This window comes from Chloroflexota bacterium (genome assembly GCA_011322445.1).
Classification (GTDB): Bacteria; Chloroflexota; Anaerolineae; order Anaerolineales; family DRMV01; genus DRMV01.
In genome coordinates, this window is sequence record DRMV01000048.1 from 75,586 (window position 1) to 89,856 (window position 14,271).

Sequence of the window (14,271 nt, forward strand, 5' to 3'; positions counted from 1 at the left end):
GTAATTTCCCGCGAGATGCGCGGGGTGCAGGAGTAGCAAGTATGGCCAAGTATCATTTCTCTCGTCAGCACCATAATGATGTCGTGCAAGTACTGGATACGCTTCGCCACGATGTGGGCGCTTGTTGCGTTTTCCTGACCAACGTGATGGGCAACACTGTGCTTAGCAGCGGTGAGCAGGAAACGTTACCTATGGACGAAATCAACGCCCTGCTGGGGGGAAGTATTTCTGCCCTTGAGGAAGCAGGCAAAACGCTGGGCGACCAGCAACATAATTTCAATCTGGTTTATCAACGGGAAGGCAGTCGGCACTATTTGTTTGCCATCAACGTTGGCGAGAAGTTACTCTTGACACTGTTGATTCCCAAAACCCAATTCGGCACACCGATGGGAGCCGTCATGCACTACAGCCAGCGGGTTGCCAAAACTTTGGGTGAGATGCTCCAAGATCAAGACGAGGAATTCTCCCCCCAGCTCTCTGGCGAGCTTCCGGACGACCTTGACGCGGCTATCACCGAGGATCTGGATGCTCTTTTTGCGCAGGTCGAAGCCACGCCCAATGATGCACTCTTGGAAACAAAAGAAGCAAACCATCTTCCATTCCTGGATGGAAACACGACAAGCCCCCCTCTGCTCTCTTACGATGATGCTGTTCAACAGGGGATTTTCCCAAAACAACCTCACCATACTGTGAAAGGAGAAACTCAACATGGAGGAGAATCTCGAAACAATGGCAGAGGGGCCAGTTAAGGATCATACTGATTCCACATATCTCCGCAGCGGCCTGATAATTTACCCACCTCAGAGCCGTGCCATTAACGAAATCCTGGAAGATTTGACAATAAGAACCCCCGTCCAGTTTGCGTTACTGGCAGACGTCGGCGGGCAGGTTATATCCACCCACGGCACTCACAACAAAGTGAGCGAAGTCGTTGCATTAGGTTCTCTGGCTGCAGGCGACCTCGTAGCCAGCCGAGAAATTGCGCGCATATTGGGCGAAGATAGTGCTTACCAGATGGTATTACGGGAAGGCAAGGAAGGGCACACTTTCATCACCGAAGCAGGTCGCCATATGGTACTGCTGGTCAAAGTGAGAGCCGACGTACCGTTAGGGTGGGCACGGATGCTGATTTTGCAAGCAGCGCAACGCCTGGCTGCTACCGTAGATGCACCGCCGGGGAATCTGCAACAGCAAGGAAGCGCCCCTCAAACCCTGCACGCCCCCCTCGGCACTGAAGAGAACGCCGCGGATTTAGTTGAGGATGCGCTGAACGCCATCTGGTCAGGAGAAAGAGACTAATGTACATCAACTGGCAACTTCGGGAACTCAACCTGAAAATTGTCTATTATGGCCCGGCAATGAGCGGCAAAACCACCAATCTGGAACAAATTCATGCCCGTGTGCCGGCCAACCGCCGTAGCGATCTGGTTTCCCTCAAAACTCATGAAGACCGGACGCTGTTCTTTGATTTCCTGCAACTGGAATTGGGAAAAATCAGTGGGTTGACGCCCAAATTACAACTCTATACCGTTCCCGGCCAATCCTATTATGAAGCCAGCCGCAAGCTGGTACTCCGTGGAGCTGACGGCGTTGTTTTCGTCGCCGATGCAGACCCCGCCCGCGTCTCTGATAATCTTGCTGCCTGGCAGGATATGAAGCGGCATTTGAAAGAGATGAACATCAGCCTCGCAGACATTCCTGTTGTCGTTCAAGTCAACAAACAAGATCTCCCTGGCGCACTATCACCAGAAATTTACCGTTCTCTGCTTTCATTGGGGGGGCAAGTCGCTATCGGGGCCGTTGCCATTCGTCAGATAGGCGTTTTCGAGACGTTGAAAGCCATTACTCAAAGGGTAGTAGGGCGTTTGCACCAGCGAAGCAAATCCCCTGAGGTAGGACATGGAACCAATCCGGTCCCTCCCCCTTCTCCCCCCTCTTCTCAAACCACAACAACGATCAGGGAGTGAGCAAATGGTGCTTCAAAAGGAGAACAAACGCGGCTCATCGCAACTGAGTGAAATTCTGCAGGAAATGAACGAGGCTGGTGGTTTCTCGATTGCCGTGCTTACCGACCGGCATGGTTTCCCTCTGGCGTCAGCGGCCGGTCAAGGAAACGACCCTGACACTCAATCGGCTGTGGTCGCGCTGATTCAAAAGACCGCGGCACAAGCCACCAGTCAGTTGGGCATCGGGCAGACCGATGAAATTACCCTTTTCGATAGCGAGGGAAACCGGCTGGTTTGCCGCCCCTTTGACGTGAACGGCCATCAGTTGATTCTGGCTGTGCGCATCGATGACCGCCACAAAGCCTATCGCCGTCTGACCAATCAGGCTATACGTAAAATTTCGCAGGCGTGGCGCCTGTGACACTACGAGGTGAACCATCATGCAAGGGCAATTGAGTGACATGCACCCTGCCGACTTAATACAACATGCCTGCATAGACCGCAAACAGGCCCGGCTAGTGCTCGAACACAAAGGGCAAACTGCCGAAATCTTTTTCGATGATGGACAAATTGCCCATGCTGTGCTGGGCGATCTGGAAGGCAAAGAGGTTATCTTCCACGTCCTCGATTGGCAGGAAGGTACCTTTGAAATGATCAACGGCGTTACTGCCCCTCATCGCAGCATTCACGAAAACTGGACAGAGGTTCTTTTGGAAGGCGCCCGCCTTCGCGATGAAGCCCAGGCGGACGCCAATTTTCCCACCCAACCACAGGAGGCAAAACCTATGGCACCTAAGAAGAAAAGTGAATTACTCGCTGAAGCATTGGAAAACTTACTGACCGAATCGTCCGATATTGTAGGCGCGGCCATTGTAGGCATTGACGGCCTGGTTTACTCGGCCAATGTGCCTCAAAAAGGCTTGGACGAGGCAATGGTCGGCGCAAGTTCGGCAGCCATCCTTGGCTTGAGCAAACGCAGCGTGCAGCAACTCAACCGCGGGGGCTTCAAGCAAACCCTCATTCAAGGCGATGACGGCAACATCATCGTCGCTCCCCTCAACGACGAAACCCTCTTCGTCGCTCTCACCCCTGCCAACGTCAACCTTGGTATGGCTTTTGCTGAAGTGCGTTCCATTTCCAAGGAACTGCGAGACATCCTGTAAATCGTTAGCACACCTCTTTCTTTGTGTACTTATAACATCCGACAAGGAGAGAGAACCATGGCCACCGAAGAAGAAAAAAAGCGAAACCTTGCCCGCATGAATGCCATGATCATCTATGGTTTGGAAAAGGGCCTGTGGGACCTGTTCGGCGAATCGGCTTTGGCTACCACGAACACTGTGGGCAAAGGGATGCTGGAAATCCTCGAAAAGAGCATGGGGCTAGAAGTTGAAGGCGAAGCCCCTCAAGATATGCTCACCGAAATCGGTCGCATTTTTGTGGATGAATACGGTATTGCGACCGATTTTGACATCGTCAAAAACGGCGATACCATTGAAATGCAGGTTCAAGACTGCGTGTTGATGCATGTGGAGGAGGACCTCATCCATGCAGGCATCAAACCTTTTGTGTGTCCCTTCCTAAACATTACAGCCGCTGCCATGCGTCGCAATTCTCACCACAAAACCCGCATTAGCAAATTTGAGGTGGATACTGAACGTCGCCACTGTCGTCTGTGTTTCGAGATGGTATAGTGCCCTTTGGGCTTTGACCTTCAAGCGGTCACGGCCTGCGCTGCTTTCCCTCTGCATCCTAAGGAGATTTTTTGTATGGCAACCGAAGAAGAAAAAAAGCGTAATCTTGCCCGCATCAACGCAATGATCATCTATGGCCTGGAAAAAGGCCTATGGGACCTGTTCGGCGAATCGGCGCTGGCCACGACCAACACCGTCGGTGCAGGCATGTTGGAAATCCTCGAAAAGAACATGGGCCTGGAAATCGAGGGTGAAGACCCTCAAAACATGCTCACCGAAATCGCCCGCATCTTCGTGGATGAATACGGGATCGCTCTCGATTTTGAAGCCAAGGAAGAAGGCGAACACGTCAGCCTGCGGATCGACCACTGTGTATTGATGCAAGTGGAAAAAGATCTGGTGGCCCAGGGGGTCAAACCCTTTGTGTGTCCTTTCCTCAACATTGCCACCGCCGCTATGCGTCAACGGCTGGGAGTGAAAACCAAAATCAGTGAATTTGACGTCAACCCTGAGGCTCACGTCTGCACCTTGGCGTTTGAGTTGCTCTGAGTTTGGATTATTTTCCACCTGGGCAGTCAACAACCGGCTGCCCAGTTCGCTTCCCCTGGCATGAAAGACCCTATTCTGCTACGCCGCGACGATCTGCTTTCGCCCGATGAAGCGGCTTACTGGAAAGACTTGCTCTACCGCACAGTCAAAATCGGCGCTGAACTGGAAGTTGCCCCGCCCAAAGGCATGAGGCGCCCCGATTTTGAAGCCGCGGTGCGCGCCGCGCTCCAACCTTCCAGCAGCCTGGAGCGTCTGGGCGAAAACGGCGTTTGGGACGTCCAAACCGAGCATTGCGGCATTGAAATCCGCATCATCGGGCGTTATCCCCATTTCACTGCGCTCCAGAAGCAATATCGGCGCATCATGGACGTGTTGCGCGCCCACGGTGCGCGCCCACGTTCCACCTGCGGCCTGCACTTTCACCTGCTCACCCCCGGCCTTGCCGAGCCCGTGCCCGTCATCGTGCTCGCCAACCTGTGGAACTTAGTGCGGCGCTATGCTCCCGAGCTCAAGTTCATGACCAGTTGCGGCGACAAACGGGAAGCCCTCTGCCGCCGCCGCAACCACAACAGCCATCTGGAAATGGTCGAACTGTCCCCGGGCGTGCTTTCCATGCAAGAAATTCAAACTCGCCTCAAAGCCAGCCGCGTTGTGCCTGAACACCAGAACTTTCTCAATCTGGAACACGTCGGTTTCACCAAAGACGGCGGCGTGCTGCCCTTCCACGTGGAATTTCGCTTTCCCGATGCCCACCTTTCGCCCACGGCCATCGCCGCTCAAACCTTCCTCTGGCTGGCACTGGCGCTCAAATCGGTGGACTTGAGCCAGTATGGCGTGATTCACGTCGGGCACTATCAGGCATGGCAGCGCAAGGTGGAAATTCTGAACATGCTCAGTAACAACGACGGCAACCTGGCGACCAGCGATACCCGCGGCATCACCGACGAAATCATCGAAGAACTGCGGCAGGGTGCTTACGAACTGCTCGATTTCCTTGCCCCCACGCTGGAAGGTATGTTCGTGGACAACCCCGCATTAGACGTGCTGCTGGCATTGGCCGAAACGCCCATCTCGCTGATGCGCTGCATGGGCTACGATTGGGACCGTATCGAAAGCCTGCTTGCAGCGCGTGCCAGCGTGGATGACCTCGGCCTTGACGAAACCGACCGTCGGCTGATGCAGCGCATTGAACTGGGCGAGTGGAGCGGTTTCCCCTCGCTGGAAGCATGGAAATGGCACGCCGCGCGGGAACTCTTCCTCGCACCGCAGAGCCTGGAAGAACGCCTTGCCCGCCTCAATGCCCTGCGTGGCATTCGCTGGGATGCCCGTCAGGGCACCACGGTTTTCAAGAGATAGCCCCATGTGCGGCATTGCAGCCATCCTTTTTGCGCCTGGTGAACGCCCGCCTGCTGTGCAGCAGGAAATCCGCGACTTTTTCTCCCGCAACCTGCTTTTCAACGAAGAACGCGGCAAAGCCGCCACCGGCCTGGCGGTATTGCGCACCGATGGGGAACTCGTAGTTTACAAAGCGCCCATACCTGCTTCGCAGTTCGTGGAAACCGCACGTTACCGCGACCTGCTGGCCTCCCTCGATGCCCAAACTGTGCTTTGGCTGGGGCACACTCGCCTGCCCACCAAGGGAGCCCCTGAAAACAACGATAACAATCACCCCATTTCGGCGGGCGAGGTGGTGGGCGTGCACAACGGGCGCATTACCAACGACGACACCCTCTTTACCCGCTATGACTACCCTCGCCAGGGCGAGGTGGACAGCGAAATCATCTTCCGCCTGCTTTCGGACATGAACCCCCACACCGACGAAGCCCACTATGCCGCCGAAGCCTGCCAGCGGCTGCAGTTGCTGGCAGGCAAATTCACCTTCCTCGCCGCCGACATGCGCTATCCCTACCGCTTGTTGGTGCTCAAGCACCACAATCCCCTGTGCGCGCATTATCATGCTCCCTGGCAAGCGCTGATTTTCTCCTCGCGCTACATTTTCCTCCGCAAAGCCTTTGGGCGCAGCGTGATTACCGAAGCCCTGCCACATAACACCCTCCTGAGTTACGATGCTTCTCGCCTTGCAGAACTGGGCAACACTCCCACATATGCTTGCAGCCTTGGGTAGAAATTATGAGCTAACCTGCCATGCCTCGCTGAACGAGGAGCAACAGCAAATAGGGGGAACGATGGCTTGAGAACAAACAGCCCACATGCCCACACTCAAGAAAACACGGCGGGCAGGGGGGTGAGAGAGCCCCCAAAATCTGTTAGCACCGAGGCATAAATATTGCCCGAGCGCCCTCACTTATCCTCGCCACCTCTCTCAAAGCACCTGCAGGGGAACGTAAGAACGTAGCCCCGCGAAGATGCCAACCGCTTTTTGGTCAGCAAATCAGACTATTAACCTGAGTAGCGGATAAGCACGTTGAGGGAAGATTGCAGATCAATCGGTGTTGAAACGCGCCGTTGGCAGCGTTTTGCACTTCGGCGTGGCTCAGCACAGGCACTTCAACTTCGCTCCCGTTGTTCGCACCGCTCAGCACAAAACGCCACCAAAGAGATTATCCGAAACTGGGGTTATCTTTACCCAGTGGTATAATGGACTTCCCATCTGCTTCCAGGGGGAAGCAGCACCCTTTCCAACCGATGTGCGACCATGTTTCTCAGCCCCCTTTCCCCACCCCCTCATCGCCAGCACGGAGCAGGGACCACCAATGAACGCCCATCCCAGCCTCTCCAGCCCAGCAGGGGAACAGCAAAACGGGCTTCTCGACATCCTTCGCCAGAGCACCCCGGCGTGCCTGGTGTGGGTTGACGCGCAGGGGAAAGTCCGCTTCGTCACATCGGCTTGCCAGACACTTTTCAAACACCAGCTTCCGGGGGAATTCCTTAGCACACTATGCCGCGCCACCAACCCATCCTGTTTACTCAAAGACCCTCACCGTTTCGCTGAAGCCACCGAGCACAGCAGCGTCTTCCCTTACCAAACGCCCGAAGGCAAAACTTGTTGGGTAGCCCACGCGTGCCGCGCCCATTACGATGCCCAGGGGCAATTTCAGGGGCGCATTGGCATTTTCGTCGACCTGACCTCCCAACACGAGAGCGAAACCCGCGCCCGGCGCATCTCCGAACAATTTCAGCAACTCTACCAAATTTTGGAAGCCCTCAATCGCGCGGAAACGCCCCAAGAAGTGTACGACATTGCCGTTGAAAGCATCCCCAACCTCATCCAGGCCAATAGCGCCGCAGTACTTCTCTTTGACGCAGAAGGAGTGCCTCGCTTCGTAGCCGCGCGCGGGTTATCACCAGCCTATCAGCAGAAAGTCGAAGGGCACAGCCCCTGGCCTTCGACAGCCGTTCATGCCAAACCGCTCTGGTATGAAGACGTTCAACACGAAGACTTTTCCCCCGACCTACAGGCTGCCTTTCGCGAAGAAAACATCCACGCCCTGGCATTCATTCCCTTGCTTGGAGGGAACCGGCTATTGGGCAAATTAATGGTCTATTATCACACCCCGCATACCTTCAGCGAAAGCGAGCAGCAGATCATTCGTGTGCTGGCCAGCGACATTGCAGCCGCGATCTTGCGCGTGCAAGCCCACGAGGCGCTCAAAGAAAGCGAAACTCGTTTCCGCGCCCTGGCCGAAAGCACCCCTGCTGCCGTTTACATGATCGAAAAAGGTCGTTTCACCTACACCAACCCCGCCTTTCACCGGCTTAGCGGTTATTCTCCCGAGGACTTACGCGATCTGCATTACTGGGAAATCCTGGAACCCGAATCGCAAGCCTTAGCCCGCGAGCGGGCGCGACGCCGCATGGCAGGCCAAACCGTGCAAGAATACGCCGAAGTCCTCATCCGTCGCAAGGACGGCGAGCGCCGCTGGGCATTGGCCGGAGACAGCGTGGTGGCCTTAGGCAACCGTATTGTCGTAGTGGGTTCAGCCGTCGACATTACCCCCCTCAAGCAAACCGAAGCCGCCTTGCGGGAAAGCGAAGCCCGTTACCGCGATCTGGTCGAAAACCTGCGAGATGGCGTAGGGTTACACGATCTTGAAGGCCGCCTGTTAGCCAGTAACCCGACCGTGCCGCACCTGTTAGGGCACGAAACCCTGCCCGAAGAGCCGGTTTACATCCCCGACTTGCTGGCGCCTGAAGTGCGACATGAATTCGATGATTACATCCGGGAATTGAGAGAAAACGGCGTCGCGGAAGGCCTCATGCTGGTTCAAATGCCCCTCACAGGCGAAAAGCGCCTCTGGGAGTACCACAGCACCTTGCGCACTGCTTCCGAGGGGGAACCTCCCGTCGTGCGCTTCTACATTCGCGACGTCACCGAGCGCGAAAAAGCCTACCACGCCCTGCGCGAAAGCGAAGCCCGCTTCCGTGCCCTGGCCGAAAGCACCGTGGCCGGCATTTACGTCCTGGTGGACAATCATTTTGCCTACGCCAACCCCGCCTTGAGCCAGCTCACAGGCTATACCGCCGAAGAACTGCGCGCCATGACACCGTGGGAGATCATCCACCCCGATTTTCGCGAAACTGTACGCGCCAACTCGCAGGCCCGTTTGCGCGGCGAAGACGCCCCATCACCTTATGAATTCCAAATCATCACCAAGAGCGGCGAGGCACGCTGGGTCTTGTTAGGTGCGCGGCGCATCACCTGGCAGGACCGCCCGGCGCTCATGGGCTCCGTGGTTGACATCACTTCCCAAAAGCACTACCAGCACGCCCTGGAAGCCGAAATCCGCATCGCTCAGGCCTTTGGCAAAATTCCCGAAGAGGACCTCCAATCTCTGGCGGTGCACATTGTCGAAGCCGTTTACGACCTCCTGCCCTCTGCCGAGCGGGTGCTGCTGACGCTTTCTACCGAAGAAAACCACCTGTGCGTCGAAGCCGAACAGGGCAACGCCCCCCGCTTGCAAGGCCAATGCTTCCCCTGCGAAGAAGCCCTCCAGGAAATGCGCCACCACCGGCACCCGTTCTATTTGAGCGAAACCCCTGCGGGTTTCACCAACGCCTGCACAGCCCACATGGCGCTGACGCCCCAGGCCGCCGTGGTGCCTTTCGTGGTGGGCGAAGAAGTCATTGGCGCGCTCGTTCTGGACGGCAACCCCAACAAGCCACCTTTCAACACCGAAGACCTTCGCCTGTTAGCGCACTTTGCCAACACGGCGACTCTGCTCTTGCAGCACGCCCGCCTGGTGGCCAACCTCAAGCGGCGTTTGCAAGAACTGGAAACCGTCCACCGGCTGACCCTGGCCCTGCGGGAAACCTTAGACACCCACGCCGCGCTGGAAGTGCTTCTCGACGAAACCCTGGCTGTCGTCAACAGCGACGTGGGCGCCATTTTGCTTCACCACGCCGAAGACAACCGCCTGAAACCCCTCGTTGCCCGCGGATGGATGCAACACATTGACTTCCAACCCCGCGCCGGAGAGGGCATCGCGGGACAGGTTTTCGCCCACAATCAGCCCTTGTTTTCCAACGACCTCGCCCAGGAAAACGCGCCCGCATTTGCCGCAAACGAACACCTCCCCGCAGGCTGGGGCGGCGCCTGCCTGCCGCTACGCACGCCCGACAAGACCCTTGGCGTGCTTTTCATCGGCTTGCCTCCAAACCAGCATTGGACGGAAAGCCGACGCCATCTGCTCGAAACCCTGGCTGAGTTAGGCAGTATCACGCTCCACCGGTTAGGGCTCCTCGCAGAAACGCGCCATCGCCTGCAACAACTCCAAAGCCTGCAAGTGATTGCCCAGGCCATCACAGGCAGCCTCGACCTGCAACTGACCCTCAACATCCTGCTGGAACAAGTGCAAACCCAATTCCGCCCCGACGCCGTCGACGTCATGCTGGTCGATACCCACCTGTTCTCTCTCTCGGTGATGGCAGCCACGGGGTTTCTATCGCCCGAATCCGCCCGTCGCCAGGTAAACATGAACGGCAGCCTCCCCGGCCAGGTCGTCTTGCAAGGCGCGCCCATTGTGCTCAACGACCTGGTCACGGCCATTGCCCTCCACGAAGGCTGCCGCACCTTCCTGGAAAGCGAAGGCATCCGCACTTACATTGGCATTCCCCTTGTGGCGAAAGGGCAAACCAAAGGCGTGCTGGAACTGTTCTTCCGCACTCCTACCCGCCTTACCGCCGAACAAATCGACTTCCTCACCCATCTGGGACGCCACGCAGCCATCGCCCTGGACAACGCCCAGATGGTGGAGTCTTTGCAAAAATCAACCAACGAACTGCGGGCTGCCTACGAGGCCACCATCGAAGGGTGGGCGCGCGCGTTAGAACTGCGCGACCAGGAAACGGAAGGGCATGCCCAACGCGTGGCAGCCCTAACCGTCGCGCTGGCACGCCGCCTGGGCGTACCCGAAGAGCGCCTTCCCCACATCCGTCGCGGTGCCCTGCTCCACGACATCGGCAAAATGGGCGTTCCCGACCACATTCTCAAAAAGCCCGGCCCACTCGATGCCCATGAGTGGGAAATCATGCGCCAGCACCCCCTCTGGGCCTACGACATGCTCAAAGATATCCCCTACCTGCAACCAGCGCTTGCCATCCCGCTCTTTCACCATGAGCGCTGGGATGGCTCCGGCTATCCTTCCGGCCTGGCAGGCACCGCCATTCCTTTGGCAGCGCGCATCTTTGCGGTAGTCGACGTCTACGACGCCCTCACCAGCGATCGTCCCTACCGCCCCGCCTGGAGCAAAGAAAAAGCCCTGACTTACCTGAAAGAGCAAAGAGGCAAACTCTTCGACCCCCGCGTCGTCGATGCCTTCCTGGAAATGATGCAAGCCGACCAACCTCCGGCCAAAGCCAACGAGCCATCACCTTCCCCATGAACACCCGTTTCCGCCTGCACGCGCCCTATCAGCCCACCGGAGACCAGCCGGAAGCCATCCGCCAACTGGTGGATGGCGTGCGTCGCGGGTATCGCCATCAGGTGCTGCTGGGCGCGACCGGCACGGGCAAAACCTTCACCATGGCTTCCGTCATCGAGCGCGTGCAACTGCCTGCTTTGGTGCTCGCCCACAACAAAACCTTAGCCGCCCAACTCTACGCCGAGTTCAAGGCGTTCTTCCCCGAAAACGCGGTGGAATACTTCGTTTCTTACTACGACTACTACCAGCCCGAAGCCTACGTGCCCCAGCAAGACCTTTACATCGAAAAAGACGCCGACATCAACGAAGAAATCGAGCGCCTGCGGCTGGCCGCGACCACCGCGCTGATGACCCGCCCCGACGTCATCATCGTGGCGTCGGTTTCCGCCATCTACGGCCTGGGCAATCCCGAAGCCTACGGGCGCGGCGTGATTCGCCTGCACACGGGGGAAATCTACCGCCGCAACGCCTTGCTGCGCCAGCTGGTGGAAAGCCAGTACCAGCGCAACGACCTGGACCTGCGCCCGGGCACCTTTCGCGTGCGCGGCGACACCCTGGAAATTGCGCCGGCATACGCGGACGATTTGGTTTACCGCATCGACTTCTTCGGCGACGAGGTGGAGCGCATCGCGGCCTACGATATGTGGGGCAGCCGCCAGGAATTCCTGAACGCGGTGGAAATCTTCCCGGCCAGGCACTACCTCACCGAGGAAGAGAAACTGCAAAAAGCCTTGGCCGACATCGAAGCCGAACTGGAAACCCGCCTCGCCGAACTCAAAGCCCAGGGCAAACTTGTAGAAGCCCAGCGGCTGGAACAGCGCACCCGCTACGACCTGGAAATGCTGCGCGAAATGGGCTATTGCTCCGGCATCGAGAACTACTCCCGCCATCTGGAGCAGCGCCCGCCCGGCTCGCCGCCGTGGACGCTGATGGACTACCTCCCCGCGGAATACCTGCTCATCATCGACGAATCGCACATCACCATCCCGCAGATTCGCGGCATGTACCGCGGCGACCGCAGCCGCAAGCAAACGTTGGTGGAATACGGCTTCCGCCTGCCCAGCGCGTTGGACAACCGCCCCCTCACCTTCGAGGAATTCGAGCGGCGCATGGGCTACACCATTTACACCAGCGCCACCCCCGGCCCCTACGAACTGGGCAAAGCCGAGCAGGTCGTTGAGCAAATCATCCGCCCCACGGGCTTGCTCGACCCCGAAGTGGAAGTGCGCCCCACCGAAGGCCAGATCGACGACCTGCTGGCCGAAATTCGCGCCCGGGTGGCGGTGGGCGAGCGGGTGCTGGTCACCACCCTGACCAAGCGCATGGCCGAAAAACTGAGCGATTACCTGGTCGAGCAGGGCATCAAAGTCCACTACCTGCATTCGGAAGTGGACACCCTCGACCGGGTCGGCATTCTCCGCGACCTGCGGATGGGGGTGTTCGACGTCGTGGTGGGCATCAACCTGCTGCGCGAGGGGCTGGATCTGCCCGAGGTGTCGCTGGTTGCCATTCTGGACGCGGACAAGGAAGGCTTCCTGCGCAGTGCGACCGCGCTGATTCAGACCATTGGCCGCGCCGCCCGCCACCTGCACGGCAAGGCCATCATGTACGCCGACAAAATCACCCCCGCGATGCAGCAGGCGATTGACGAAACCAACCGCCGCCGGGAAAAGCAAATGGCCTACAACCGGGAACACGGCATCGAGCCGCGGGGCATCGTCAAGGAAATCCACGACCTGACCGAGCGGGTCGCCGCACAGGTCGCCGAAAACCAGGCCAAATACCACGCCGGCGAAACCACGCCTGAACGCATGTCGGCCAGGGAACTGGCCGCACTGATTGCCGACCTGGAAGGCGAAATGCGCGCCGCGGCCGAGGCGCTGGAATTCGAACGCGCCGCGGCATTGCGCGACCGCATCTTCGAACTGCGCGGCCGCCTGGCTTCCAACCCTACTTTGAAGCCGTGGGAGCGGTTGAAGTTATTGGGGGAACAAAAAACCTGACAGGTTTTTGAAAACCTGTCAGGTCTCTCTCACGGTCACCTGACAATCTCTGGGGGGAAATGCTCCAATTCCAACGTGTCACCATCGCAAAAGAGCAAAGCGCGCTCGATGGCATTGCGCAGTTCGCGGATGTTGCCGGGCCAATCGTAGGCTTCCAAAGCCTGCAACACCCGGGGGTTGACATCACGCACTTGCTTGCCCATGCGCGGCGCCAACTGCCGCACGAAAAATCCCACCAGCGCCGGGATGTCTTCCCGGCGTTCTCGTAGCGGCGGCAAGCGCAATTCCAGCACTTTGAGGCGGTAATAAAGATCTTCGCGGAATTTGCCTGCTGCGATCATTTCTTGCAAGTCACGATTGGAAGCCGCCAACACTTGCACATCTACCGGAATCCACTTGGTGCCCCCCATGCGGCGGATGACGCGTTCTTCCAGGGCGCGCAGCAGTTTAGCCTGCATATCCAGCGGCAGAGAAGCAATTTCGTCGAGGAACAACACACCCCCGTCAGCCACTTCCATCAGACCGGGCTTGCGCTTTGTCGCGCCGGTAAAGGCGCCGGCTTCGTAGCCAAACAATTCCGATTCCAGCATGGTATCGGGCACCGCCGCGCAGTTGATGGGCACGAAAGGTTTATCGGCACGCGGCCCGCTCTCGTGGATGTAGCGCGCCAGCACTTCCTTGCCGGTACCCGTTTCCCCTGTAATGAGCACTGTCGCCGAAACTTCCGCAGCCCGCTGGGCTTGCGCCAGCAAAGCCTGCATCGCTGGACTGGTGCCCGCCACAAAATTCGTGGCCTGCTGCTGCCGCCAGAGCGCCAATTCCCGCCGCATGGCGACAATTTCTTCCAAACGCTTGAGCGATTGCAAAAGCCGCTTGAATTTGATGGGCTTCTGCAGAAAATCATAAGCCCCGCCGCGCATGGCTTCCACAGCCGTTTCAATGCTGCCATAGCCGGTAATCACAATCACCGGGGGGCGGTTCGGCCAATCGGCAATTTCATCCAAAAGCGTCAGACCATAAGCATCGGGCAGTTGAATATCGAGCAACACAATGTCGCCTTGCCCACGTTGCAACGCCTGAATGGCTTCGGCATAAGTCGCTGCTTCGGTCACTTCATAACCTTGCTGCTGCAGGAACGCCGCGATGTATTGCCGTGCGTGAAGTTCGTCTTCTACGATAAGCACGTTGTAAGCCATGA

Annotated in this window: 12 protein-coding genes; 11 read left to right on the forward strand and 1 reads right to left on the reverse strand. The window is 57.8% G+C overall.

Translation table 11 applies throughout. The features are described from left to right. Positions 1–41 precede the first annotated feature (41 nt). The 11 genes from ENJ54_10820 (at position 42) to uvrB (ending at position 13,073) form a co-directional block, all read left to right on the forward strand. Complete coding sequence (locus ENJ54_10820) at positions 42–749, forward strand: hypothetical protein (protein ID HFC10324.1); 708 nt, start codon at positions 42–44, stop codon at positions 747–749. After that, positions 709–1,299 (forward strand): hypothetical protein, encoded by a 591-nt coding sequence (locus ENJ54_10825; GenBank protein HFC10325.1) that lies wholly within the window; start codon positions 709–711, stop codon positions 1,297–1,299. Before ENJ54_10820 ends, ENJ54_10825 begins: the two co-directional genes overlap by 41 nt. After that, positions 1,299–1,967, forward strand: a complete 669-nt coding sequence (locus tag ENJ54_10830) for a gliding-motility protein MglA (GenBank protein HFC10326.1) — start codon at positions 1,299–1,301, stop codon at positions 1,965–1,967. Before ENJ54_10825 ends, ENJ54_10830 begins: the two co-directional genes overlap by 1 nt. A gap of 4 nt (positions 1,968–1,971) precedes the next feature. Then, on the forward strand, positions 1,972–2,367 hold the full coding sequence (locus ENJ54_10835; protein ID HFC10327.1) for a roadblock/LC7 domain-containing protein: 396 nt from the start codon (positions 1,972–1,974) through the stop codon (positions 2,365–2,367). A gap of 19 nt (positions 2,368–2,386) precedes the next feature. Continuing rightward, a complete protein-coding gene (locus ENJ54_10840; protein HFC10328.1) occupies positions 2,387–3,109 on the forward strand; it encodes a DUF4388 domain-containing protein in 723 nt (240 codons plus the stop codon). 57 nt (positions 3,110–3,166) lie between these two features. Then, the gene (locus ENJ54_10845; GenBank protein ID HFC10329.1) at positions 3,167–3,640 is read left to right on the forward strand and encodes a hypothetical protein; all 474 of its coding nucleotides are present in this window, start codon (positions 3,167–3,169) and stop codon (positions 3,638–3,640) included. 75 nt (positions 3,641–3,715) lie between these two features. Further along, the gene (locus tag ENJ54_10850) at positions 3,716–4,189 is read left to right on the forward strand and encodes a hypothetical protein (GenBank protein ID HFC10330.1); all 474 of its coding nucleotides are present in this window, start codon (positions 3,716–3,718) and stop codon (positions 4,187–4,189) included. A gap of 60 nt (positions 4,190–4,249) precedes the next feature. Then, on the forward strand, positions 4,250–5,545 hold the full coding sequence (locus ENJ54_10855; GenBank protein HFC10331.1) for a hypothetical protein: 1,296 nt from the start codon (positions 4,250–4,252) through the stop codon (positions 5,543–5,545). After that, entirely contained in the window at positions 5,487–6,314 is an 828-nt protein-coding gene (locus ENJ54_10860) for a glucosamine 6-phosphate synthetase (protein HFC10332.1), read from the forward strand. Before ENJ54_10855 ends, ENJ54_10860 begins: the two co-directional genes overlap by 59 nt. A 589-nt stretch (positions 6,315–6,903) precedes the next feature. Next, entirely contained in the window at positions 6,904–11,031 is a 4,128-nt protein-coding gene (locus ENJ54_10865; protein HFC10333.1) for a PAS domain S-box protein, read from the forward strand. Next, entirely contained in the window at positions 11,028–13,073 is a 2,046-nt protein-coding gene (uvrB, locus tag ENJ54_10870; GenBank protein ID HFC10334.1) for an excinuclease ABC subunit UvrB, read from the forward strand. Before ENJ54_10865 ends, uvrB begins: the two co-directional genes overlap by 4 nt. Before the next feature lie 35 nt (positions 13,074–13,108). Here the strand turns inward: uvrB and ENJ54_10875 are convergent, their stop codons facing one another. Next, positions 13,109–14,269, reverse strand: a complete 1,161-nt coding sequence (locus ENJ54_10875; GenBank protein HFC10335.1) for a sigma-54-dependent Fis family transcriptional regulator — start codon at positions 14,267–14,269, stop codon at positions 13,109–13,111. Positions 14,270–14,271 lie beyond the last annotated feature (2 nt).

Excerpts from the sequence above, each read along its gene's own strand:
- ENJ54_10825 (HFC10325.1), top strand. The coding sequence starts at position 709 with ATGGAGGAGAATCTCGAAACAATGGCAGAGGGGCCAGTTAAGGATCAT.
- ENJ54_10865 (HFC10333.1), top strand. The coding sequence starts at position 6,904 with ATGAACGCCCATCCCAGCCTCTCCAGCCCAGCAGGGGAACAGCAAAAC.
- uvrB (HFC10334.1), top strand. The coding sequence starts at position 11,028 with ATGAACACCCGTTTCCGCCTGCACGCGCCCTATCAGCCCACCGGAGAC.
- ENJ54_10845 (HFC10329.1), top strand. The coding sequence starts at position 3,167 with ATGGCCACCGAAGAAGAAAAAAAGCGAAACCTTGCCCGCATGAATGCC.
- ENJ54_10875 (HFC10335.1), bottom strand. The coding sequence starts at position 14,269 with ATGGCTTACAACGTGCTTATCGTAGAAGACGAACTTCACGCACGGCAA.
- ENJ54_10835 (HFC10327.1), top strand. The coding sequence starts at position 1,972 with ATGGTGCTTCAAAAGGAGAACAAACGCGGCTCATCGCAACTGAGTGAA.
- ENJ54_10820 (HFC10324.1), top strand. The coding sequence starts at position 42 with ATGGCCAAGTATCATTTCTCTCGTCAGCACCATAATGATGTCGTGCAA.
- ENJ54_10840 (HFC10328.1), top strand. The coding sequence starts at position 2,387 with ATGCAAGGGCAATTGAGTGACATGCACCCTGCCGACTTAATACAACAT.
- ENJ54_10830 (HFC10326.1), top strand. The coding sequence starts at position 1,299 with ATGTACATCAACTGGCAACTTCGGGAACTCAACCTGAAAATTGTCTAT.
- ENJ54_10850 (HFC10330.1), top strand. The coding sequence starts at position 3,716 with ATGGCAACCGAAGAAGAAAAAAAGCGTAATCTTGCCCGCATCAACGCA.
- ENJ54_10860 (HFC10332.1), top strand. The coding sequence starts at position 5,487 with ATGCCCTGCGTGGCATTCGCTGGGATGCCCGTCAGGGCACCACGGTTT.
- ENJ54_10855 (HFC10331.1), top strand. The coding sequence starts at position 4,250 with ATGAAAGACCCTATTCTGCTACGCCGCGACGATCTGCTTTCGCCCGAT.